The organism is Bacillus infantis NRRL B-14911 (assembly GCF_000473245.1).
Classification (GTDB): domain Bacteria; phylum Bacillota; class Bacilli; order Bacillales; family Cytobacillaceae; genus Bacillus_AB; species Bacillus_AB infantis.
On record NC_022524.1, the window covers coordinates 520,175 to 543,988 of the forward strand.

General features: G+C 46.2%; 23 protein-coding genes and 1 riboswitch. Of the genes, 20 read left to right on the forward strand and 3 right to left on the reverse strand.

The features are described from left to right. Positions 1-425 precede the first annotated feature (425 nt). The 4 genes from N288_RS02880 to N288_RS02900 all read left to right on the forward strand — a co-directional run bounded on the left by N288_RS02880 (position 426) and on the right by N288_RS02900 (position 3,998). Entirely contained in the window at positions 426-995 is a 570-nt protein-coding gene (locus tag N288_RS02880) for a dienelactone hydrolase family protein (protein ID WP_009792291.1), read from the forward strand. 156 nt (positions 996-1,151) lie between these two features. Beyond that, on the forward strand, positions 1,152-1,673 hold the full coding sequence (locus N288_RS02885; RefSeq protein ID WP_187445495.1) for a YfiT family bacillithiol transferase: 522 nt from the start codon (positions 1,152-1,154) through the stop codon (positions 1,671-1,673). Positions 1,674-1,818: 145 nt separating this feature from the next. After that, complete coding sequence (locus tag N288_RS02890) at positions 1,819-2,385, forward strand: dihydrofolate reductase family protein (RefSeq protein WP_022543332.1); 567 nt, start codon at positions 1,819-1,821, stop codon at positions 2,383-2,385. Between the two features lie 347 nt (positions 2,386-2,732). Further along, complete coding sequence (locus N288_RS02900) at positions 2,733-3,998, forward strand: DUF5667 domain-containing protein (RefSeq protein ID WP_022543334.1); 1,266 nt, start codon at positions 2,733-2,735, stop codon at positions 3,996-3,998. A 287-nt stretch (positions 3,999-4,285) separates the two neighbouring features. On the opposite strand, the gene N288_RS02905 is transcribed toward N288_RS02900, so the two are convergent. Next, entirely contained in the window at positions 4,286-6,061 is a 1,776-nt protein-coding gene (locus tag N288_RS02905; RefSeq protein ID WP_009792286.1) for a sensor histidine kinase, read from the reverse strand. Next, the gene (locus N288_RS02910; protein ID WP_009792285.1) at positions 6,058-6,768 is read right to left on the reverse strand and encodes a response regulator transcription factor; all 711 of its coding nucleotides are present in this window, start codon (positions 6,766-6,768) and stop codon (positions 6,058-6,060) included. Before N288_RS02910 ends, N288_RS02905 begins: the two co-directional genes overlap by 4 nt. Positions 6,769-6,942: 174 nt before the next feature. On the opposite strand from N288_RS02910, the gene N288_RS02915 reads away from it, so the two are divergent. From N288_RS02915 to N288_RS02970, 12 genes are all read left to right on the forward strand, one after another. Beyond that, positions 6,943-8,148 (forward strand): DUF418 domain-containing protein, encoded by a 1,206-nt coding sequence (locus tag N288_RS02915; protein WP_022543335.1) that lies wholly within the window; start codon positions 6,943-6,945, stop codon positions 8,146-8,148. 113 nt (positions 8,149-8,261) lie between these two features. Continuing rightward, on the forward strand, positions 8,262-8,891 hold the full coding sequence (locus tag N288_RS02920; RefSeq protein WP_009792283.1) for an NUDIX hydrolase: 630 nt from the start codon (positions 8,262-8,264) through the stop codon (positions 8,889-8,891). A gap of 80 nt (positions 8,892-8,971) precedes the next feature. Further along, a complete protein-coding gene (locus N288_RS02925) occupies positions 8,972-9,397 on the forward strand; it encodes an ASCH domain-containing protein (RefSeq protein ID WP_022543336.1) in 426 nt (141 codons plus the stop codon). A 97-nt stretch (positions 9,398-9,494) separates the two neighbouring features. Beyond that, positions 9,495-10,205: a class I SAM-dependent methyltransferase gene (locus N288_RS02930; RefSeq protein ID WP_009792281.1), complete on the forward strand. Its 711-nt coding sequence runs from the start codon at positions 9,495-9,497 to the stop codon at positions 10,203-10,205. Between the two features lie 199 nt (positions 10,206-10,404). After that, complete coding sequence (locus N288_RS02935; protein WP_035401852.1) at positions 10,405-11,640, forward strand: cation:proton antiporter; 1,236 nt, start codon at positions 10,405-10,407, stop codon at positions 11,638-11,640. Between the two features lie 161 nt (positions 11,641-11,801). Further along, positions 11,802-12,584, forward strand: coding sequence for a threonine/serine exporter family protein (locus N288_RS02940; RefSeq protein ID WP_009792277.1), 783 nt, complete (start codon positions 11,802-11,804; stop codon positions 12,582-12,584). Positions 12,585-12,595: 11 nt separating this feature from the next. Next, entirely contained in the window at positions 12,596-13,036 is a 441-nt protein-coding gene (locus N288_RS02945; RefSeq protein ID WP_009792276.1) for a threonine/serine exporter family protein, read from the forward strand. Between the two features lie 217 nt (positions 13,037-13,253). Further along, complete coding sequence (locus N288_RS02950; RefSeq protein WP_009792275.1) at positions 13,254-14,996, forward strand: ABC transporter ATP-binding protein; 1,743 nt, start codon at positions 13,254-13,256, stop codon at positions 14,994-14,996. Next, the gene (locus N288_RS02955) at positions 14,977-16,824 is read left to right on the forward strand and encodes an ABC transporter ATP-binding protein (protein WP_022543338.1); all 1,848 of its coding nucleotides are present in this window, start codon (positions 14,977-14,979) and stop codon (positions 16,822-16,824) included. Before N288_RS02950 ends, N288_RS02955 begins: the two co-directional genes overlap by 20 nt. Positions 16,825-16,997: 173 nt before the next feature. Then, positions 16,998-18,455, forward strand: a complete 1,458-nt coding sequence (locus tag N288_RS02960) for an alanine/glycine:cation symporter family protein (RefSeq protein WP_009792272.1) — start codon at positions 16,998-17,000, stop codon at positions 18,453-18,455. 399 nt (positions 18,456-18,854) lie between these two features. Next, positions 18,855-19,370 (forward strand): hypothetical protein, encoded by a 516-nt coding sequence (locus tag N288_RS02965; protein ID WP_022543339.1) that lies wholly within the window; start codon positions 18,855-18,857, stop codon positions 19,368-19,370. Positions 19,371-19,507: 137 nt separating this feature from the next. Next, positions 19,508-19,792 carry a hypothetical protein gene (locus N288_RS02970; RefSeq protein ID WP_009792269.1) on the forward strand — a complete coding sequence of 95 codons (285 nt, stop codon included), beginning with the start codon at positions 19,508-19,510 and terminating at the stop codon, positions 19,790-19,792. A 185-nt stretch (positions 19,793-19,977) separates the two neighbouring features. Here N288_RS02970 and N288_RS02975 read toward each other — a convergent pair whose 3' ends face one another. After that, on the reverse strand, positions 19,978-20,904 hold the full coding sequence (locus N288_RS02975; RefSeq protein ID WP_022543340.1) for a DMT family transporter: 927 nt from the start codon (positions 20,902-20,904) through the stop codon (positions 19,978-19,980). Positions 20,905-21,088: 184 nt separating this feature from the next. Here N288_RS02975 and N288_RS02980 point away from each other — a divergent pair, with 184 nt between their 5' ends. The 4 genes from N288_RS02980 to thiS all read left to right on the forward strand — a co-directional run bounded on the left by N288_RS02980 (position 21,089) and on the right by thiS (position 23,813). Next, positions 21,089-21,583, forward strand: coding sequence for an Lrp/AsnC family transcriptional regulator (locus tag N288_RS02980; RefSeq protein WP_009792267.1), 495 nt, complete (start codon positions 21,089-21,091; stop codon positions 21,581-21,583). Positions 21,584-21,648: 65 nt separating this feature from the next. After that, positions 21,649-21,750: riboswitch (TPP riboswitch) on the forward strand. Positions 21,751-21,812: 62 nt separating this feature from the next. Continuing rightward, positions 21,813-22,478 (forward strand): thiamine phosphate synthase, encoded by a 666-nt coding sequence (locus tag N288_RS02985; RefSeq protein WP_009792266.1) that lies wholly within the window; start codon positions 21,813-21,815, stop codon positions 22,476-22,478. Continuing rightward, entirely contained in the window at positions 22,462-23,613 is a 1,152-nt protein-coding gene (gene thiO / locus N288_RS02990) for a glycine oxidase ThiO (RefSeq protein ID WP_009792265.1), read from the forward strand. Before N288_RS02985 ends, thiO begins: the two co-directional genes overlap by 17 nt. Next, positions 23,610-23,813: a sulfur carrier protein ThiS gene (thiS, locus tag N288_RS02995; protein ID WP_009792264.1), complete on the forward strand. Its 204-nt coding sequence runs from the start codon at positions 23,610-23,612 to the stop codon at positions 23,811-23,813. The genes thiO and thiS overlap by 4 nt, the downstream gene beginning before the upstream one ends. The last annotated feature ends 1 nt before the right edge of the window (position 23,814 follow it).

Sequence of the window (23,814 nt, forward strand, 5' to 3'; positions counted from 1 at the left end):
TAACTCCTTGCATTCAAGTAAACGAATGCCACAGATGAAGTTTTGAATATAGATATTTTCTACATTTAATTAAAATAAAGAGATCGGGAATTTGGTGGAGGAAATGGAGGCGGGGTAAGAAATGATTAGATTTATAATTAGATGGATTGGTGTGCTTATGACTACAAGTACAGTTCTTTTAATTGGATACGAAATAGTTAACGGATTTTTGGCTTTCATATATTTCACAATAGGTGGCATTCTCATGTTTTTATTTAGAAATAAAAGTAAAAAAAGCATTTGGGAATAACTTTATTCTTGGGGCGGCATAAAGGCTGAGCTTTATTAAGGTGAATATATCTAAATAAAGTAAAGTTCTTGCAGGTCAAACAGGTGTTCTTGTCGAAGCTAGACATATGAAATTCATTTAATTAGGGGTGGAAACGATGGCAGAGGTTTTGTTGTTACACCATGTTCTGGGCCGAACGAAAGGGATTGAAGCAATTGCCGATCAACTGAGAGATGCGGGGCATACTGTTCACGTGCCAGATTTATTTAAAGGCCGTGTATTTACCTCGCTGGAGGAAGGCTTGGCATTTGTGAAGGAAATTGGATTTGAAGAAGTGACGGCGCGCGGCGTTCGGGCAGCCACCGAGCTTTCACGCGATGTCGTCTATGCCGGTTTTTCACTCGGTGTCCCGGCAGCACAGCAGCTCGCTCAAACTCGTGAGGGTGCGAGAGGGGCACTGTTTTTTCATGCATGCCTCCCGCCCTCAGTGTTCAAATCTGAGTGGCCGGCCGACTTGCCTGTGCAAATTCACGCCATGGACACAGATCCTTTCTTCGTTGAAGACGGTGACATCGACGCGGCCCGTGAGCTTGTGGCTTCGGCTGATCATGCTGAACTTTTTCTGTACGAAGGCAGGGAACATCTATTCACCGACAGCAGCTTACCGTCTTACGATGCTGTCGCGACGAAACTTGTGATCAAGAGGGTTCTCGACTTTCTCGCATAGTTGCTAACAAAAAAAATTCACCAGAGCTTGAGCTGGCTGCCAAACCAGGCAGCTTTTCTTATTTGATTATAGAGCTGGTTAGTTAAATAACAAATGGATTTTAAACTGAACTATTTAGTTAGTCTAAAAATCAAGGGACTATGAGGAGGGAATAAGCTGATGGATTTGAGATATCCAATTGGCAATTTTCAATACGATGGTGAGATTACTAACAGCGTTACAAGGGATTGGATATATGAGATTGAAATTTTACCAAGATTGCTGCGGGATGCTGTAAAGGACTTAGATGATGAACAGCTTGATACACCTTATCGTTCAGGTGGGTGGACTGTTCGACAAGTAATACATCACCTTGCAGATAGTCATATGAATGCCTACGTTCGATTTAAATTGGCTCTTACAGAAAAAACACCTGTCATTAAACCATACGATGAAACGAATTGGGCGGAACTCTCTGATTATAAACTGCCAATTGATATCTCACTATCTTTGCTTGAAGCATTACACAAACGTTGGACTGGCCTTTTACGGAGTCTAATCCCAGCTGATATGGAAAAGACATTTATCCACCCGGATTCTGGTGAAGTTACAGTAGGCAAAAATATAGGAATCTACGCTTGGCACGGACGGCACCATCTTGCACATATTACGTCTTTGTGTAATCGTGAGGGCTGGTAATGGAAAAATAAGCATGGCAGGTACTGATACAGGGGTGTAAGCAGTCTTAATCGAATTGAGGAATCCTAAGTAAAGGTAAATAATCGCCAAAGGATTTGTTGAAGAATGATAGTTTTTACGTTGGCAATCAAAAGGAGGATGAATGATGGTTTTATACCAAAGACCAAGGAAAATAATATTAGATTTGGCAGTTACTTTAGATGGATTTATTGAAGGACCGAAAGGGGAAGTAGACTGGTGTATAATGGATCCTGATATGAACTTCAATAACTTCTTAAATGAAATCGATACTATCTTATATGGAAGAAAAAGTTATGATTTATGGGGTCAGTATATACCCGATACTGAAGTATCTGATACTGAAAAAGAAGCTTGGGAATTGATCCACAGTAAAAAGAAATACGTGTTTTCAAGAGCACAAAATAAGTCCGAAAATAACGTTTTATTTATAAATGAAGACATTAAGGAAGAAATAATCAAATTAAAGAACGAGCCTGGAAAAGATATTTGGCTCTATGGCGGGGCAAGTCTAATTACAACCTTTATAAACTTAAAGCTTGTAGATGAATTTAGATTGTCTGTTCATCCTGTTGTTCTAGGAGAAGGAAAACCCCTTTTTACTGACATTAAGCAACGGGTAAATCTAAAACTTGCTGAAACAAAAAAGTTTTCATCTGGAGTAGTTCAACTATGTTATCAGCTTGATGAGTAAGCCAAGGGGACAGGTCCCTTGGCTCTTTTTGAGGAAGTGGGTGTAATTAAGCGAAGAATTTCCTGTCAAGCAGAGCGAAGTTGTCCATTTCCCTTTGTTTTGAGTCAATAGTCAGAAATTCTCCGCTTATTTTTCAATCTGTCACTGATTCTTTCATTCAGGTCAGGGAAGGTCCGCTCTTTTAGGGCTGGTAGGGGAAGGGGGCTTTTTTTCAAAACCAGCTTCCCATTCCAGGAAGCTTTTCTTATGATTTAGAAAAGTTATTTTATTTTTTTCATAAAGACCGTCACAAACCTGTCTGTTTTTGTCGAAAGGTATACCGAAAAACAGATCAGGAGGAAACGGACTTGAAAAATAAGAAATCATTATTAAGCGGTGTCGCAGCATCAGCACTTCTTCTTTCTTCATTGGGGACAAGCGCTGTGTATGCGGATGAGAGTGCGGTTGAACAAAATGCAGATACGGAAGAAGCAGCGGAAGTTGATGTAAACGATGAAACGTCAGCCGCAGAAGAAAACTCAGCTGATACTGAAGCTGCAGCCGAGGAAGAAGTAACTGAAGAAGAAGCAGATGACAATGGGACAGCAGACAAGGATCAAGAGCTAGAAGAGGCACCGGCTTTAGTTCCTGGGGATTTCTTCTACTTTGTAAAGTCTATGTTGGAAAAAGTAAGACTTGCTGTCACAATGGATGATTACAAGGAAGCGCGTCTTTTAGCTGACTTTGCAGCTGAGCGTATTGCTGAAGCAAATACACTGCTTGCAGAGGGAAAAACGGATGAGGCTACAGCACTTTTAGAAGAGGCAATCGCTACTCAACAGGAAGCAGCTGAGAGTTTAACAGATTCAGAAGATAGTGCCGGTGATGATACAGAAGCGACAGAAGAGACTGCTGAGGAAACTGAAGCAGCTGAGGGTCAGCCGGCTGAAGACACTGAAGGAACAACAGAAATAACGGAAGGCGAAGAACCTGGAGCAGAAGATGAAGGGACAGAAGATGAAGTTGAAGTAAAGCTTGCTCAAAACATCGATGCATTAGCTGCCGCATTGTCACATGTTAAAAACCCTACAGCTCAGAAGGCATTAATGAAGAATATTCAAAAGTCTTTCGCAAAATTAGACAAAAAACTTGCAATGCTTGAAGCAAAAGCAGAAAAATTTAAGGTTGAGACAACTGATGATGATAAAGCCGCTGAGGAAGAAGCCGCAGCAGATACTGAAACTGCAACAGAAGCAGCCTCAGAAGCAACAAAGGAAAAGACTGTTGAGGAAGCCGTAACAGAAGAAACAGTAATTGATGAACAAGCTGAGACTGAAGCTGCGGAAGAACCTAAAAAAACAGCTGCTGTTGCCCCTGAATTAACTAAGAAAGAGGAAGCAAAGGCTAAGGCAGCTGAAAAGCGTGCTGAAGTCCAGGCAACTGCTGCTGTTAAAAAGCAAGAAGCTCAAGAAAAGAAAGCAGATAAACAACTGCAGGTTCAAGAAAAGAAAGCAGATAAACAACTGCAGGTTCAAGAAAAGAAAGTTGAAAGGCAGCAAGCAAACGAAAAGAAACAAAATGGCCAAAACACAGGCGCGGAAAATAATAAAGACCGCGGTAAAGGAAAAGAATAATACTTTTCATAAACCTGGTACTTCGAGTACTGGGTTTATTTTTTGCCTGTATGTCTTGGTTGCAGGTCTTAAGATTCATTTATATTTGAATGGCAGCGATTGATATAAGGTACTTACCTGAAATTTTCCCACCGGGTCTTTTAATTAAACAAGACAATGACAGCAACAAAACGCTCGAACGAAGAGCCCAAGCGTTTTTGTATGTTTTTAGGAAGTTATTTCTTTCGTTTCTTACACTTTTCCTCATTTTAACGGACTGCCTAAGCTAATTACCAGCATTTTATTATCTATGCCAACCCCTCCAGCCAGCCTTCTTTCTCCAGCCCCTCTCCCAAAGGAAATTCCAGCCGAAAAACAGTCCCCCTATGTTTGACAGAAGAGACATGAATGCTCCCGCCATGCAGCTCGGCGATGGCGCGGGCAATGCTCATGCCGAGGCCGGCGCCTTCTGTTTGTTCGTCTGTGCTTGTGCCGCGGAAGTAGCGGTCGAAGAGGTGCCTGACTGTTTCTTCGTCCATTCCTGTACCGTTGTCAGAGATGGAGACAATGGCGGTTCCCCCCTGACTGCTGACTGAGGCGGTAATGCTAGTGCCCTTTGGGTTATGCTTGATGCAGTTATAGATAAGGTTATCGAGCATCCGCTCAAACCAGCGTATATCTGCTTGTATAAAAAGAGCTGTATTTGCACCTTCAAAGTTAAAGGGAACATCCTCAAGGGTGCGATCGTTGACAAATTTCAGCATGATGCCTCGCACAAGTTCATTCAGATCGGCAGGCTTCAGCTGATGGGGGAGCGACTGATTTTTGAGCTGGAAGGCAAGGGAGAAGTCCTCAATGAGGGCGGTCATATAATCTCCTTTTTCCCGGATCATTTTGCCCATGTCCAGAAGCTCTTCTTCTGTCCAGCGGTACTGCCCGCTTTCAAGCAGATGGGCATAGCCCTGGATCGTTGAAAGGGGTGTCCGGAGATCGTGGGAAATGCCGGTCATCCACTCTTCACGCGTTTTGTCCAGCCGGTCCCTTTCCTTGTCTGAGGCAGAAAGCTTTTCAGCCATTTCGTAAAAGGCCCCGATCACTTCTTTATAAAGCTTGTATCTCAGGCGCACCTTTCCGTTATTACGGAAGACCTTTTTGCGTTCTTTCTCTGTCAGCACTTCCTCGTAATTTCCGTAGCCCATCCTTTCCAGCCAGCCGGTGAAGAGAAGGAGAGGCTGGCCGTACCGGAAGCCATGCCAGAAGGAAATGCCTATGGTCAAGGCGAGCAGGACAGCTGCGAGGATGACGATGACCCTCATTACCTCGGAGAGAAACGCAAATCCTTCAGGCTCTGCCTCTTGCCTGGGTGTGTACATAATCCAAGTGAAACCCGATTCCGGATCATTGAAGATCGTTGTATGGGTTTCGAATTTTCCCGGTGATTTTGTCCTGACAAGCACATCGAGCGGCTTGTAGTCTTCCTTCATTATTTCAGACCCGGCGGATTGGACAATTTTCCCTTCCTGGTTTACCACATGGATGGAGCCTTCCAATGGCTCTAATTCCCGTTCAAGCTTCTTCAGGTTTTCATCAGGGAGCCTGCCGCTGCTGGAATACTGTGAAAACCAGCGCTGGAGGCTCTCCAGCTCATTGTTTTCATAGCCGAGCATATAAAAATAAGGGTCTTTAAAAGTGGTGTCGACCTCGGAGTAAACATAGAAGCCTTCATATTGATTCGTTTTTTCAATCTGGAGGATATCGCTGACAGAGTATGAGTCAGGCAGGAGTTCAGGCGTATTTTCAGACCCGATGACCTTTCCTTCCATATCTACAACCTGCACCCAGAGATTCCGTTCTTCGAGCTGATGCTTCCAGGCATCGCTGATGGTGGCCTTGTTATCTTCAATCAGCGTATCGATCGTAATGCCTTCCAGGGCACCGGCGGGCCAATTTTGCTTCATCTCTTCTCTGTTTAAATGCATCAGCAGCACAAATAGAAGCACCAGAGAAAAAATTGCGACAAACACGATAATGGAAATGAACTGAAGAGAGAAGTGAAGGGCAAGCCTGCGCCTGAGCGACTTCATCCTTTTTTCCCCTTCACCAGCTTGTAGCCCAGCCCGCGCACGGTCACGAGCAGTTCCGGATGGCTCGGGTCCTTTTCGATTCTTTCCCTAATCCTCCGAATATGTACCGTAACGGTATTGTCATCCACAAAGCTGTCAAAGCCCCATACGGCTTCCAGCATCTGCGTTTTTGAGATGACGGTGTTCGGATGCTGGCACAAATACTGCAGAAGGAGAAATACCTGGGCAGGCGTCTGTACGGCCTTGCCCTCAACAATCAGGTCCCCTGCCTCTTCGTCCAGGATAAAACGCCCGAAATCATGCTTTCTGCCAGCCTCTTTTAAAGCAGGGGAAGGAGCCTGATTCCGCCGGAGCCTTGCCTTGATCCTCGCTGCGATTTCAAGCGGGTTGAAGGGCTTGGTAATATAATCGTCCCCGCCGATCGCAAATCCAGTCAGCACATCAAGGTCAGAGACGCGCGCTGTTAAAAATAGAATATAAGCGTCTGAGATCTCCCTGATTTTCGGGCAGATATCAAAGCCGCTCTGTCCGGGAAGCATGACATCAAGCACCACGATATCAATGGGGTGCCGGGAAACACACTCAAGCGCCTCTTCTGCTGTATAAGCTGTATGTATAGAGCTGAATCCTTCTTTTCTCAGAACAGTCTCCATTAATTTAACAATTGATTTCTCATCATCTACTAATAAAATTTCTGCATTTTCCACTTTTGCCCACCTCGGTCACTATCGTAGCACAGAAACCTTACGAGCATATTAACAACTTTTTCAAAAGTTTATCAGAAAGTAAACTTCTGTTTCTTCAAGGGAAATAGAAGCGGACTATACTAAGTGATAGATTTTAAGCTTCCTAATTAGGAAAGCAGATAAAGGAGTATGAAAATGGACGGGGAAAATAGGCGGATTCACGTAATCGATGGAATGAGGGGCTTTAGCCTGCTGGGTATCCTGGCAGCTAATATGCTGATTTTTCAATACGGAATGTTTGGGAAAGATGAGATGGAGGCTTTTTCACCTTCAGGGCTGGATCACTTCCTGCATGAGTTTTTGAAGGTTTTTGTTGAGAGCAGCTTCATGCCGATCTTCACTTTTTTATTCGGCTATTCTTTGATCAAGCTGAAAGAGGGGCTTGAAGATAAAGGTTTGAAATATAGAAGGCATCTGGTGCGGAGGTTTTTCCTGCTCCTTGTGCTGGGCGGATTGCACGGCGGTCTTCTGTGGGAAGGCGATATTCTTTTTTCTTATGGAATCATGGGCTTCTTTCTGCTCTTCTTCCTGAACAGGAAAAAGAAAACCCTGCTAGTATGGGGCATAGTGCTGTTGATTCTTGCTTCCTTCATGGGATATGGCATGCATACAGAGGTCCCAGCCGAAGAAGCAAAGAGGATGGAAGAGTATGTGGCCGATACAAATAAAATATTCGGCACAGGCACATACAGTGAGATTTCTCTTCATCGAAGCAATGCCGATCCTTTCGGCATGCCGGACTCTTTTTACCTGTTCATGATGCTGGCCATGCCATTCATCACAGCGCCATTATTCCTGTTTGGCATGTATGCTGCCAGGCGCCGCGCCTTCCATGAAATCGGCAGGAATAAAAGCAGATATCTGCTGTGGGGAGGTATCCTCGCCGGAGCGGGAATACTGCTGAAAGCTTCGCCGCTCATGGTGCAGGAAACAGGCTGGACGGGTGTTCTGTATATGTTTGGAGGAAATATCTTATCACTGGGCTACATCTTCCTTTTTGCCTGGCTGTACGCGGTGAAAGGAAGATTCGTCCTATTCAGGGCCTTTGAAAGTGTTGGACGGCTTTCGCTGAGTAATTATCTATTGCAGTCTGTTATCTGCACCACTGTGTTTTATGGCTATGGCCTGGGAATGTTCGGCAAACTTGGCGTACTGGCAGGCATCCTGCTGACGGTGGCGATCTACAGCATCCAGCTGGCCGGAAGCTATTTCTATCTGAAGTGGTTCCGTACCGGCCCGTTTGAAAAAATCATGCGGATGTGGACCTATTTCTCTTTATCAGGGAGACCTAAGACGAAGAAGGCTAAGGAAGACAGAGAGCTGCTTGCTAATGCACAATAGTGAAAAGCCCTGGGAGGCAAACCTTCGAGGGCTTTTTGCCATGCAGGATTTTCCTGGTTATGGGAGAATAACTCTAAAGGACTGCAATTAACAACAAGCAGAGGAGAGATCATATGGAGCTGGAGCTTTTGAAAATATTCGATGATGAAGGAAATCAGATCGGAACGGCCACCAGGAAGGATGTGCACCGGCAGGGCTTTTGGCATGAAGCTTTCCACTGCTGGTTCATTCAGCGGGAAGAGGACAAGGTTTATATATATGTACAGCTCAGAAGCAAAGAGAAAAAAGATTATCCTGACCTTCTGGATATTACGGCGGCCGGTCATCTGCTGGCCGAAGAAACCGTTGAAGATGGCGTGAGGGAGATCAAGGAGGAAATCGGGATCGATGTCGATATCGAAGAGCTGTCACCGCTGGGCACCATTAGATATTGCATTGAGAAGGAGAACTTCATTGATAAAGAAATGGCAAATGTGTTTCTCTACGAATGCTCCCAGCCGTTCAGCGAGTATGAGCTGCAGCAGGAGGAAGTAGCCGGGATTTACCGGATCGAATGGGACAGCTTCAAGAAGCTTTGGGAAGGCGAGGACGGCAAGGTACAGATGGAAGGCTTTGAGATTGGCAGTGCCGGCGAGAAAATCTATCTGGAAAAAGAAGCTGACATCGGAGATTTCGTACCGCATGACCGCTCTTACTACCAGGAAGTCATTAAAGGCATTTCGCAGCGGCTTGATTTGATGTAGCAGACCGGTCCGCTCCTCAAAACATAAATTCTCCCTGAGATAGCAGACTATAGATAGATAGCAGGAGGGGAGGATCAAGATTGAAGGTATTAACAATGAAGCAGCCCTGGGCCAGCCTGTTTGCCCTGCGGGAGGCAGAATATGAAACGAGAACATGGAAAACCGCCTACAGAGGTGCTTTAGCCATCCATACCAGCCAGAAAATCGATGTGAAAGCCTGCCGGAGAAAGAATGTGTCGGAGCTTTTGGGCAGGCACGGGTACTCAGAAGAAAATCTTCCTGCCGGGCAGATCATAGCAGTCTGCACCCTGGTGGATTGCTTTAAAGTCATAGATCACTCCGAGTCAGGGGCAGTGCTTGAAAATGGGGTGATTATATCCGGTCAGGAGCTCTATCTGGGTGACTACCGGATTGGCTGCTATGCCTGGCAGGTCAGCGGCATGGAAATCCTGAAAGAGCCAATTCCTGCCAAAGGCCGTCTGGGCTTATGGGAATACCCGCTTTGATGCGGGTTTTTCTATTTAAGCAGGAAAAGACTGACTAGGCGGCATTTTTATAAAACAAACACAATACCTATTCCTGAAAAACGAGGTGACATCCAAAATGAAGGCAAAGGTCAAACAAACATTTAACAGTCTGGCGGGCATTTATGAGCATCAGGTGGATGATGGGAGTTTGTTTAACAGCGAGTTTGAAAGGCCGGCGATGCTTGAGCAGATCCCGGACAGCCTGGAGGGTAAGGATATTCTGGACGCAGGATGTGCGGCCGGTTGGTATACGGCTGAACTGGCCAGGCGGGGTGCAAATGTAACGGGTGCAGACCTGAGCCCTGAAATGATCAGCTCTGCGAAGAGCCGCATTGGCAATAAAGCGAGACTTGTCTGCTGTGACCTGGAGGGAGAGCTGCCCTTTGACAGCCATTCTTTCGACTGGATCATCAGCTCTCTTACTCTTCATTATCTGAAGGACTGGAATCAAACCTTTGCAGAATTCCACCGGATTTTAAGGCCGGGCGGAACGATCCTTTTTTCCGTCCACCACCCGTTCATGGATATGAAGCTGCTGGATGAACCGGACTACCTGGCTGCAGAAATGATTGTGGATCGATGGACAAAAGCAGGGCAAACCTTTGATGTCCCTTTTTACCGAAGGCCGCTCCAGGATATCATCAATAAGACAATTGCCCGCTTTTCAATGCAGGAGCTGATTGAGCCCCGCCCGACACAGGTCTTTAAAGAGCGAAGGCCAGAACAGTATGAAAAGCTCATGAAGGCGCCTCATTTTTTAATTGTGCGGGCCGCAAAAGCTTTGTGAAACCCAATGGCCTTTAAATCATATAGTCAGCACTAAAGCATTCTTCCTGTGCATGAAAAATACTCCCAGAAGGGATACTTGGGCTATAGCGGCATCCTTTTTCAATAGGTGGTTTTCTGCTGCCATTTTGAGGTAAAGGCTAATGGCAGGGCATCTGCCAAATGCTTGCAGCTGCAAGGTCAGAAAGGGGAATTTTTCAGTGCATCATTTTGACGAGGTATTTATACAAATTTTATTCTTGCTTGCTATTTCAGTAACAGTCATCGCTATTGCCAAACTGGCAAAACAGCCTTATTCCATCGCCCTTGTACTGGTGGGGCTGATTCTGGGGCTTACCCATATACCGCTTCTTGAAGAAGCAGAGCAGTTCATTACACAATCGAATATTTTTCAGGCGATCATCATTTCTTTATTTCTTCCCATCCTGCTGGGCGATGCTTCCATTAAAATGCCATTTTCCCATGTGAAACAGGTAAGGAGGCCGATCCTGGCGCTTGCCTTTGGGGGGACCTTTCTGTCATTCATTATTATAGGCTTGGGCTCCTATTATCTGCTGGATCTTCCGCTGGTGCTTTCCTTCACGTTTGCTTCCCTTATGAGCGCTACAGACCCGATCAGTGTCATATCAATATTCAAAACATTGGGCGTGCCAAAAAAACTGGTCACAATTATAGAAGGGGAATCCCTCCTCAATGATGGTGTGGCCGTTGTATTGTTCCAGATATCCTCCATCTACCTGCTTACGTACATAGAAATGGGCTGGACCGGGATTGCGAGCGGTGTTTGGCTGTTCATCAAATTCAGTGTAGGCGGAGCCCTGCTTGGGGCCGTGCTGGGCTATTTTTTTTCACAGATTATCCGCATTTATGATGACTACCCGCTTGAAATTGCGTTTTCGATCCTGCTGTTCTTCGGCAGCTATTTTATCGCAGAGCATCTGGAGGTATCAGGTGTTATCGCGGTAGTGGTCGGAGGGGTCATTTTCGGGAATTATGGCGCAAGAATCGGCATGTCCGAGACAACGAAAACCAATATCAGCTCTTTCTGGGATGTGATCACCCTGATCGCCAATTCACTGATTTTCCTGATGATCGGCCTGGAAATCAAAAACATCAGCTTTATCAATAATTGGTGGACGATTGTCCTGGCCATTGTCATTGTGCTGGCAGGCCGAACCATTGCCCTTTACAGCAGCCTTGCATTTGTCAAAGACTTTTCCGGCCAATACAAAATCCTGCTGAACTGGGGAGGCTTAAAGGGAAGTCTGTCAATTGCCCTGGCTTTGAGCCTTCCGCCTTCTTTTGCAGGCAGGGATACAGTCCTCCTCCTTGCTTTCAGCGTGGTTCTGTTCTCCCTGATCGTCCAGGGGCTCACAATCAAGCCGATTATTCAGAAGCTCGGGATAAAACCTGTCCCTGATGATGATAAAATATGAACTGAAATCCATTCAGCATGCTGGATGGATTTTTGGCTGGGGAAGGAGAGACCGGCTGATCTTTAAAAGGGCTTGAAGTTATGCGATTTATCTTTCTTTTATAAGGAAAGGAAATTAAAATTGCCTCTGCCATCCTTCATGCTTTACACTGTAAAAAGTGCATGGGGGGAGAGCCAGTGGAGGAATTCAAGAACGATACATATGAAATCATGGAGGTTTGCCTTCTTGCCGGAAAAATCATGCTCCAAAGCGGTGCTGAAACATACCGGGTTGAGGATACGATGATGCGGATCGCTGCTTCCTTCGGGGTTGACCAGTCACACAGCTATGTCACGCCGACTGGCATCATTTTTTCCATTGAAGGCCATGAACCGACCAAAACGAAGCTGATCAGGATTTCCGAAAGGGGAACTGATCTTGATAAAGTCACCATCGTCAACAGCATTTCCCGCAATATCAGCAGCGGGGAGCTGACAGTGAAGGAGGCTCTGCAGTCATTGCGGGAAGTAGAGGCTGCACCAATGGCGTATTCGCTGCTTCTTCAGATACTGGCGGCTGCCATTTCCAGCGGCTGTTTCCTGATCATGTTCAAGGGGAGCTGGGAGGACTTTCTGCCCGCGGTAGTATGCGGCGGACTTGGTTTCATTTCTTTTATCTATTTTCATAAATGGGTGCCGATCAAGTTCTTTGCTGAATTTGTGGCGGCATTTGTCATTGGCCTTGCATCTTATGCGTTTGTTTTTTCAGGGGCCGGCAATGAGCTGGATAAAATCATCATCGGATCGGTGATGCCGCTTGTGCCCGGCCTATTGATTACAAATGCGGTCAGGGATTTGATCGCGGGGCATTTGGTATCAGGACTGTCAAAAGGCGCTGAAGCATTTCTGACTGCCTTTGCCATCGGATCAGGCATCGCGGTGGTACTATCTTTCATCTCATTTTAAGGAGGCATCGCATGGAAACGATTGAACAGCTTGCAACAAGCTTTGTAGCATCGGCAGCATTCGGGATTCTATTCAATGCTCCGAAAAAGTCTTTGATCAAGTGCGGCACGGTCGGAACAATCGGCTGGCTCGTCTACTTCTGGATGGAATCATCAGGTGTGGATGCGGTTGGTGCCACCATTAGCGCTGCTTTTTTCGTGGCATTCACAAGCCAGTTTTTTGCAAGGGCCTATAAGACGCCGATCATCATTTTCAGCGTAGCCGGGATCATTCCGCTTGTACCGGGAGGGCTTGCGTATGATGCAATGAGGAATTTTGTTGAGAACGACTACAACACAGCCATCAGCCTTGCTGCCCGGGCCTTCATGATCTCCGGGGCAATCGCCATCGGGCTTGTATTCTCAGAGGTCATCAACCAGATTATCAAGAATGCGAGAAGGGTCCAGAGCTGAAGGATTTCCAGTAGGTAAAACAAGGGAAGGCATGTATCTGCATGCCTTTTTGCATACAGTAAAAAGAATTAGCAGATAAATAATTTCAAAATTCCGTAAAAAGTCGTATGATAGTGTATATATTTAGTTAAACGAAAGATTAAGATTCTGAACTTTTTCCTCGAAAGGCGGGTAAAGGAAAAGCAATTCAGCAGGAATCAGACTTGGAGGACGATTTATGGGAAAGGTGTTTGGATTTTTAAAAATATACAGGGTTGCCGTCATTGTCGCTCTTTCATTGATGCTGACGGAGCTTGCGGTTGAGCTGCTTCAGCCGCTTTTGATGGCCAAAATCATTGATGAAGGAATCATGAAGAAGGATATGGATGAGGTCCTGATTTGGGGAGGGGTCATGGTTGGCATCTCGCTGATTGCCTTCGCGGCCGGCATCATCAATTCCTTCTATGCTGCGCATGTCAGCCAGAGCTTCGGCTTTGATATCAGGAAGAGTGTGTTCAGGAAAGTGCAATCCTTCTCGTTTGCCAACTTTGCTATGTTTCCGGGCTCCTCTCTTATCACGAGGATGACGAATGATGTCACATTGCTCCAGAATATCGTCTTCATGAGCCTGCGCATCATGATGCGTGCCCCGCTCCTGGTTATTGGAGGCCTGATCATGGCGTTTGTTGTCAATGTGAAGCTCGCTTTGATTCTGAGTGCGGTTGTTCCATTTTTATTTATTTTCCTCATTTTTATTATGAATAAAGGCGGAGCCTTGTTTAAAAAAGTTCAGGAAAAACTGGATGACGTCAATAATGTCATGCAGGAAAATCTGGCTGGCATCAGGCTCATTAAAGCGTTTTTGCGCAGGAATCATGAAAGCGAAAGGTTCACAGAGGTAACAGGGGACCTGAAGGATCAGACTGTTTTTGCTCTGCGGCTGATGGAAGTGACGATGCCGATGCTTCTTTTGATCATGAATATAAGCATTATCGGTGTCCTCTGGTTTGGAAGCATCCAGGTGGATGACGGAAGCGCCAAAGTCGGGGAAGTGGTTGCTGTCATCAACTATGCCACAAGAATTACGGGTGCTCTTTCAATGCTTTCTTTTATCATCATGGCCTTTTCAAGGGCGAAAGCCTCGGCCGGCAGGATTGCCGATGTCCTGAATACAGAAGTGGATCTGAAGGATTCTGAGCAGGCCCTGGCCGGATTTGAAATTGAGGGAGGAGAAATCGAGTTTGATTCTGTGAGCTTCCGCTACCCGGGTACAGACACAGTGGTGCTTGACGGTGTATCCTTCAAAATAAAGGCCGGCGAGACGGCAGCCATCCTCGGTGCCACAGGTGCCGGCAAATCATCTCTGTTTCAGCTGATTCCCCGGCTGTATGACGTGACAGGCGGAACCGTCCGGATTGACGGCCAGGATATCGGCCGGGTCAAACTGGATGATTTGCGCAAGCAGATCGGCTTCGTCCCGCAGGAGGCACTGCTCTTTACAGGAAGCGTCCAGGAAAATATCCGCTGGGGAAAAGAAGATGCGACCCCTGCAGAGGTGGAGGAAGCGGCAAAGAAGGCCCAGATTCATTCTTCCATTGAAAGGCTCTCCGCTAAATATGACACGAAGATCGGGCAAAAGGGCGTCAACCTTTCAGGAGGGCAGAAGCAGCGCCTTTCCATCGCCCGGGCCCTTGTCCGTAAGCCGAAGATACTTCTGCTGGATGACAGCACAAGTGCTTTGGATTTGAAAACAGAGGCAAAGCTGCTGCAGGCATTGCGGACGTATACCGCGACTACGCTTATCATTACGCAAAAAATCAGTACAGCGATAGAATCGGACCATATTCTGCTGCTTGAAGACGGCAGGCTGATTGCCGAGGGAGACCACGAAACACTTCTGAGGGAATCGGAGCTGTATCAAAAGATCTTCAGGTCACAGTTCGGGGAGGAGGCGCTGGAGCATGTTCAGGGAGCTGACTGATCCATTCCGCTACAAGAAGATTGCTGTACTGGAGAAAGAGAATCTCAAAAAGACAGCCGATGATGCAAAGAAACCAAAAGTAAAATCGAAGAACTGGGCAGGGACTCTCCGCAGGATCTGGAACTATCTCGCCGAGGAAAAAGGGCTCCTCTTCCTCGTCCTGCTCATGGTCATTCTCAGCAGTGTACTGGGGCTGCTAGGTCCGTTCCTCCTTGGGAGAGGGATTGACCAGTATATCGTAGAAAGAAGCAACAGCGGCTTTGCTGCCCTGCTAGCCGGGCTTGCTGCTATATATATTGTCTATTCTGCGTCCCTTTGGTTCCAGAACTATTGGATGATCGGGATTGCCCAGAACACAGTCTTTAAAATGAGGACCCAGCTTTTCCGCCACCTTCATAAACTGCCGATTCCGTTCTTTGATAAAAGGCAGCATGGAGAGCTGATGAGCCGGGTGACAAATGATATCGAAAATGTCAGCTCCACGCTGAACAGCTCGGTCATACAGGTTTTTTCCAGTGTGCTCACCCTTGTTGGGACCGTAGGGGTCATGCTGTGGCTGAGTCCGCTGCTTACCCTGATCACCATGATCATTGTTCCGGTCATGTTTTATGGGATGAAGTGGATCACCAATCGGACGGGCCGGCTTTTCAAGGAGCAGCAGCGCAACTTGGGAGAGCTGAATGGCTTTGTCCAGGAGACGATTTCCGGCCAGCGGATCGTCAAGACTTTTTCCCAGGAAGACAGAGTGATTGAAGAATTCATCGGCAAAGGCGAAAAGCTGCGGGTCGCAGGATTCTGGGCCCAGACGTATTCAGGCTTCATCCCCAAGCTGATGAACATGCTGAATAATATGAGCTTTGCCATCATTGCAGGAGTGGGCGGCATTTTTGTCCTAAAAGGGATGATATCGATCGGCGTCATCGTCATTTTTGCCGAGTATGCCCGCCAGTTCACCCGCCCCCTGAATGACCTGGCCAACCAGTTCAATACCCTCTTGTCGGCTATCGCCGGTGCTGAACGGGTGTTTGAAATCATGGACCAGAAAGAAGAATTCGAGGATGAAGCAGATGCAGAAGAAATCAGCTTTATTAAAGGGGAAGTCGAGTTCAGGGATGTCTCTTTTTCTTATGAAAAGGGTGAGAATACAGTAACGGGCATCAATTTCAGGGCAAACACCGGGCAGACTGTGGCCCTTGTCGGCCCGACCGGCGCCGGGAAGTCTACGATCATCAACCTGATCTCCCGGTTCTATAATTATGACAGCGGAAGCATCACGATTGATGGCCGTGAGCTGAAAAAAATCAAGCGAGAAAGCTTAAGGCAGCATATGGCATTCGTCCTCCAGGATTCACTCCTGTTCCAGGGGACCGTCAGGGAAAATATCCGCTACGGAAAGCTGGATGCGACAGATGACGAAGTGGAAAAAGCTGCAAAAATGGCGAATGCACACTCGTTCATCATGAAGCTGCCGCAGCAGTATGATACCCTCCTGAAGGGGGACGCCAGCGGAATCAGCCAGGGGCAGCGCCAGCTTTTATCCATTGCGAGGGCTTTCCTTGCGGATCCTTCGATATTGATTCTGGATGAAGCAACAAGCAGCATTGATACGATTACAGAAATGAAAATCCAGGAAGCACTCCAGACCTTGATGGAAGGAAGAACCAGCTTTGTGGTGGCCCACAGGCTGAACACCATCCAGCAGGCCGACCAGATCCTTGTCCTTGATGAGGGCAGCATCATCGAGAAAGGCTCCCATGAGGAACTTCTTGAACAGGAAGGATTCTACCATGGGCTTTACCACAGCCAGCTGAAGGAAGAGGCCATATAGGAAAAAGGTGCACGGCCATTTGGGCTGTGCACCTTTTTTGTATTTCGGGGCAGGAGAGTTCTGTTCCTTCATTAATGTCTGTAGAAGGCAGAGCAAAAAAAGATTGTACTCCATTACCATTTCACATATAATTCTTAATAGGAAAAAGATTCAGAATAAAAGGGGGAATTTGTTTGGAAGGTTTTGTTAGCCAATTAAACGGCATTCTTTGGAGTACACCGGTCATTTATATCTGTCTTGCTGTCGGACTCCTGTTTTCCGTGTTAACCCGTTTTCTGCAGGTCAGGCACATTAAAGACATGGTGCTGCTCATGTTCAAAGGCAAAAGTTCCGATGCGGGCGTTTCTTCTTTCCAGGCCTTATCTATTGCTCTTTCCGGCCGCGTGGGAACTGGTAACATCGCTGGTACCGCTACAGCAATCGCTATGGGCGGACCTGGTGCCGTCTTTTGGATGTGGGCAATTGCATTCATCGGTGCAGGAAGCGCCTTTGTGGAATCGACTCTTGCACAAATCTACAAAGTAAAACAGGATGGCTTATACCGCGGGGGCCCTGCTTATTATATTGAAAAGGGCATCGGCATCAAATGGTTTGCAGTTTTATTTGCGGTGGCTGCCCTGCTGGCTATGTCAGTGCTAATGCCTGGCATCCAGTCAAATTCCATTGCTCTGGGTATGGAAAATGCATTTGGCGTTAATGTATATGTCACTGGAGGCATCATTGTCGTCCTTCTTGGCCTGATTATCTTTGGCGGGGTAAAAAGGATTGCAACGGTTGCTCAATATGCTGTTCCATTTATGGCGGTAGGCTATATGCTTGTTGCTTTGATTATCATCGGCATGAATATTGGCGAGCTTCCAGGTGTAATCTCCCTTATTTTCAGCAGTGCATTTGCTGCGGATTCCATGTTTGGCGGAATTGTCGGCAGTGCGATTGCCTGGGGGGTAAAACGTGGAATCTATTCAAACGAAGCCGGCCAGGGAACCGGGCCGCACGCTGCTGCGGCTGCCGAGGTATCACATCCGGCAAAGCAGGGGCTTGTCCAGGCATTCTCTGTTTATATCGATACACTTTTCGTATGCTCTGCAACAGCCTTTATGATTCTATTTACCGGAATGTTCAACACAGTCGGTGAAGACGGAAAAACAATGATTTTCAACGGTCTTCCGGGAGTAGAAGCAGGCCCGGCATTCACCCAGGCTGCAGTTGACTCTGCACTTCCTGGTTTCGGTGCTGGCTTTGTCGCAGTATCTCTATTCTTCTTTGCCTTCACAACTATTATGGCTTACTATTATATCGCCGAAACCAATATGGCATATCTGATGCGCAATAAGGACGGCAGACTTTTGACTTTTATTCTGAAAATCGTATTGCTGGGGGCGACTTTTTACGGGGCCGTCAATGCAGCAGACCTTGCCTGGGCGCTTGGGGATGTAGGACTCGGCCTGATGGTATGGCTCAATCTGATTGCCATCCTAATCCTTGCCAAACCGGCACTCATTGCCCTCAAGGATTATGAAGCACAGAAGAAGCAGGGTCTTGATCCGGTCTTCAACTCGAAGAAGCTTGGCATCAAAAATGCTGAGTATTGGGAAGAGGAATATGTGCAGCAGGATGAAAGAGTTTCATAAACGAGTAGTGAGGGATGCTTTTGGTAAATAGTCCCGTCTTGGTGGAGAAACATTTGAAATAGCACACTAATGAACAGGCCAAATCTCATATGATTTGGTCTGTTGTTTTTTTTGTGTTTTTATGATTTTTAACGCATGAATGGACAAGCAAAATTACATCCAATGTGATAATGACTATTTTTAAAAAACAGGAAGCCTTATCCTTATTTAAGTAATCAGCAAGCATCAAAATAAGCGGAGATTTTCCGTTTAAGCTGCATGGCACGGTAGGTTGATATAGGCGATGTTTCGGGACAGCTGCCAACATAGGCAGCTGTTCTTATTCCATAAAAGAGGCAGAATACTTCAAAAAAATATATGGGATTTTATGGTATAGTTTGATAGGTAAGGGGGTTAGAAATGTATAGAAAAAAATACATATCATTAATGCTGATTTTCGCATTAACAGCTTGTACTCAAAGTCCTGATTTTGAGTTGTATGAAGGAAAACCTTTAAAAATAGCGGTGGTTGGAAAACGACCAGAAGTAAATGAAAAACAAGTGATGTTTACAGAGATCGCATTTGATGAAATGGCAAGTGAAGAACTGAAATATTTTGACGCAGTAGTTATCAGGGAAAATAACCTTTTAGAGGCTGCTGAAAGCCAATATGCAGATGTTTACCTAAATTCTACAATTCCATTCTTTTTTATATCAGCTAATAATCATATCCCTTTCTCCACAAAAGAAACAGAATATAATGAGTCTTGGAATTGGACTGCTGGTCAAAGCTATGCTGTTGGGGTTCTTACATTAAAAGAAGATGAGTCGTTAAAAAGCTGGGAATTCGGTTTGTATAATGATAGAAAAACAGATGAACACATAAAAGAAATATATTCAAGAATATTTAAATCGATTGATGAACTTAATCAATAATATAAAAAAGATCTATGAATAAATTCACTTGAAGCAACGGGTGCTTATGTTCCAGATCAGTGACCAACCTGGCAGTCTTTTTATGTGACAAACGAAGCAGGATACTTGAACCAAAAATATAACTTGGGGGTATAGTTATGTGGTTAATATTAGGGGTTTTTGCAATAGTATTAACTGTTATAAATCTTTCTTTGTATGCAGCAGGAAAGGATTATAATCTTGCTATGGCGATGGCATTATCATTTACAGCATTAACAATTTGCGCAGATTACAGTTATTTAACTCGGTGGGTAAATGCGGAAGATTGGGCGGCTTTATCGGATGTAATACCTGGTATGGCAAGGGCATTTTGGTTTCTGACAATTGTTTCTATCTTGCTAAATATAGCACCTATATTCTTAGAACGAAAACGTAAGAAATAATGACTTATTATGTAAGTCTTTATGTATGACTAACGGGTAAAAAAGAACGCTTGGAATATCCATAATCCAAGCGTTTTTCTATGCTCTTGCATTGTTATTTATAGTGCTGAACAAAGTGCATCTTAGTGTATATTTTACCTTTTCTAACAGTGGAGTAACTATTTAACTTTTTGTTCATCCCTTTTCTAGTCTATAGCTGTAAGGGAAGCTTCCGGTTTGCCGCGAAGGCTTTTTCTTTGCCGCTGTGCCTGAAGGCGGGTAAACAGGTAGCAGCCAAGGATGACGATCATGCCTCCGAGAAACTGGATTGCTTCAAGCTTTTCTCCGAGCAGCAGAAAAGCCAGGATAGCAGTGAAAACAGGGTTGAAATTCAGGAACACCCCTGCGGTGACAGCCCCGATTTTCTGGACCCCTTTATTCCAGAGCACCATGCATACAACGGTTGAAATGAGTCCGGTATAAAGCATGGATCCTGCAAAGGACAGATCAGGATTTTTGATTTGGAGATCAGAATAGCTGAATGGAAGCAGGATGGCCAATCCGAAGATCCCTGAATAAAAGGTCGACAGGATTGGAGAAGTATATTTTCCGGCCCACTTGCCGAGGATCGAATAGATTCCCCAAATGCACACCGCTGCCAACATCCATAAATCTCCTTTATTAAACGTCAAAGACAGCAGCATTTCCAGATGGCCTTTGGTAAGGACAAGCAGGACGCCGAAGAGTGAAAACATCATGGTCAGAATCTGCGGCAGGTTAATTCTGTCTTTTAAAAAGATTGCTGAAAAAACAGCTATTGAAATAGCGTTAAGCGTTGAAATCAGTCCGACATTTGTGGCCGTTGTTTCTTCCAGCGCCCAAAATTGAAAGATATTGAACAGCACTACACCTGTGATGCCCATCAGAATCAGCGGGACAAGCGATTTTGCAGGAGGCAGAAGCTTTTTTTCCTTCCGCAGCACGATAGGCAACAGGAAGATAACAGCAATGATCCATCTAAATGCGGTCAAGGCCACAGGGGAAGCATGCTCCACAAGCGACTTGCCTACAACAAAATTCCCGCCCCACAGCAGGGAGGTGAGAAGCATCAGGCATACATATAAAGCTGGCATAGGAGCAGCTCCTTCGATAGTTATTGAATTAATTTTAACATTTTCTCTTTGTGTTTTAATGATTATTTCGTACAATAGAGTAAATATGAAATTTTATTAAGAGCAATTGTGTTTTTTGTGAATGAAATTAAATTAAGGATAGACTTAAACGGAGTTGGCGGAATAATCATAAGGAGGCTGTAAGATGGAATCGATTGTGAACAAGGTGCTGGATGACGTGGACTTAAAAATCCTTGATCTGCTCCAGAAGGATAGCCAAATAAGCAACGCTGAGCTTGCCAGGAGGGTCAGCCTGTCTGCCCCCGCCATTCATGGGAGGGTGAAGCGGCTTGAAAATGAAGGCTATATCGAGAAGCAGGTGGCAATTTTAAGCCAGGAAAAACTGGGCTTTGATCTGCTCTGCTTTATTTTCATCAGCACTAACATCCATCAGGCGGAAAAGCTGGAAGCACTGGAGGGCACGCTGGTGGATATGGCTGAGGTGCTGGAATGCCACTGCCTGACAGGAGAATATGATTATATCTTAAAAGTGGCCATCAAAGACCGGAAAGGGCTGGAACAATTCATCCGAAAGCTGAATCAGCTCGGAATCACGAAGATACAGACAAGCCTCTCCTTGAGGGAAGTCAAATATTCAACGGTACTGCCGATTCTGCCTGGAGGGGAAACATCAGTCTGATTCAAATTGCGGGTTCTACAGGCTGAATGTCTATGCTAAAATAAAAGAGAACAATTGAATAATAGAATTATCACTAGGGGAGCCTGCAAGAGGCTGAGATCAAGCATTTGAGACCCTTTGAACCTGATCTAGTTCATACTAGCGTAGGGAAGTGTGCCGAACGGTTATAAAAAGTACATATTTTTTTAGCCATAGATCATTAATCAGCCACTTTCCTGCGCAATGGGGAGTGGTTTTTTTGCGTCGTTTACAAGGTTGGCCCAGCAGGGATAAACTGCAGCTCCACGCCATTTCTGCAGGACAGCCGGCGGAGGAATTTATCAGGATAGCTTCAAGCATCTCGCGGAATGTGGACTATATTCATATCAGGGAGCATCACCTGATAGCGGCTGACATCTACGAGATGGGGAGAATTCTGCTGGAAAAGGGAGTCCCGGGGGAGCAGATCATCATTAATAACAGAGTGGATGCAGCGGCCGCATTGGGAGTGAAGGGAGTCCAGCTCGGCTATCACAGTCTTCCGGTACGGGAAGTGCGGATAACATTCCCTGGCCTGCTCATCGGAAAATCCGTCCACTCAATTGAAGAAGCTGTTCAGGCAGAAGAGGATGGCGCAGATTATGTCATGTATGGCCACTGTTTTCCGACCAGTTCCAAGCCAGGTATGGAGCCAAGGGGCCTCTCCAGCCTTGAGGAAATGACAGGAAGGCTTTCTATTCCGGTGATAGCGCTCGGGGGAATTTCTCCTGACAATATGGAACAGGTGATAAGGGCCGGAGCTTCAGGTGCTGCTGTACTCTCGGGAATTTTTAAAGCCGTCAGTCCGGAGGAGGCAGCCGGCGCATATAGGGTTGCACTGAACCGGGGAGGAGGCAGATATGAAGAAAGTTTATGATGTGATCATTGCCGGGGGCGGCATTATAGGGTGCTCTATCGCCTATCAGCAGGCGAAGCTTGGCAAGCAGGTGCTCATTCTGGAAAAAAGGGAGCTGTGTTCTGAAGCTTCTTCTGCCGCAGCCGGAATGCTCGGTGCCCAGGCAGAAATAGATGAGAATCTATCAATGCTGAAGCTGGCCCTGAAAAGCAGGGCCATGTTCCCTGACATCATCCAGGAGCTTGAGGATCTGACAGGAATCAGCATCGGCCTTGTTAATGAAGGAATGATAAAAATTGCTTGGGATGATGTAGAGGCAGAGGTCCTTAAGAAGCAGGTCAGATTCCATAAAGAATGGGACGGACAGGTAAGATGGATGGCTCAGGCAGAAATCTGCGAAAGGGAACCTCATCTCTCCCGGGGGCTCGCAGGCGGCATGCTGATTCCGAATGACGGCCAGCTGATTGCACCGAACCTGGCGCGTGCATTTGCGGTGGGGGCAATGGCCCGAGGTGCAGTTGTGCTGGAAGGGACGGAGATCGAAGACTTCATATTTGATAAAGAATCCGTCGAGGGTGTGATGACCAGCAAAGGAAGTTTTTATGGAGAAACCGTGATTGCTGCCGCAGGTGCCTGGACGGGGAAGCTGCTGAAAAAGGCAGATCTTGAGCTTCCTATTTTTCCTGTGAAAGGGGAGTGCCTCTCGGTCATTCCTGAAGGGCCTTTGATACGGTCGACGATCTTTTCCGATTCTGGCGGGTATCTTGTGCCCAAGAAGGATGGCCGCCTGATCATAGGTGCAACAAGCTATGAAAATGAGTTCAATCCTTCCGTTTCGTTTGGCGGAGTCAGGATGCTGGCCGAACGGGCCTATAAGCTGCTGCCCCAGCTCGCATCGGCACGGTGGGAAAAGGCATGGGCAGGAATCCGGCCGCAGACAGGTGACGGCCTTCCCTATATCGGCTGGCACCCGGCCTATAAGGGCCTGTTCATTGCAGCCGGCCATTACCGGAACGGCATCCTGCTAAGCCCAATCACGGGAAAAATGGTTTCTGATTCTATTGAAGGAACCGCAGCCGCAGAGGATAAGGAGCTTTACAGAGAATTTGAGATTGAGAGAGGTTTGAAAAAAGTGCAGGAGGGGTGGATTCGTTGAAGCTTCATGTGAATAGCAGTGATATCCTGGTGCCTGGCACCGTCAAGTCGGTAGGGGATTTACTGGAACATTTGAAACTGAATCAAAAGGCGGCGATTGTAGAATTGAACGCCGCTATTTTGGAAAAAAGCCAGCATGCTGAAACAGAGCTTGCAGAAGGTGATCGCATAGAAATCGTACATTTTGTAGGAGGCGGATGAA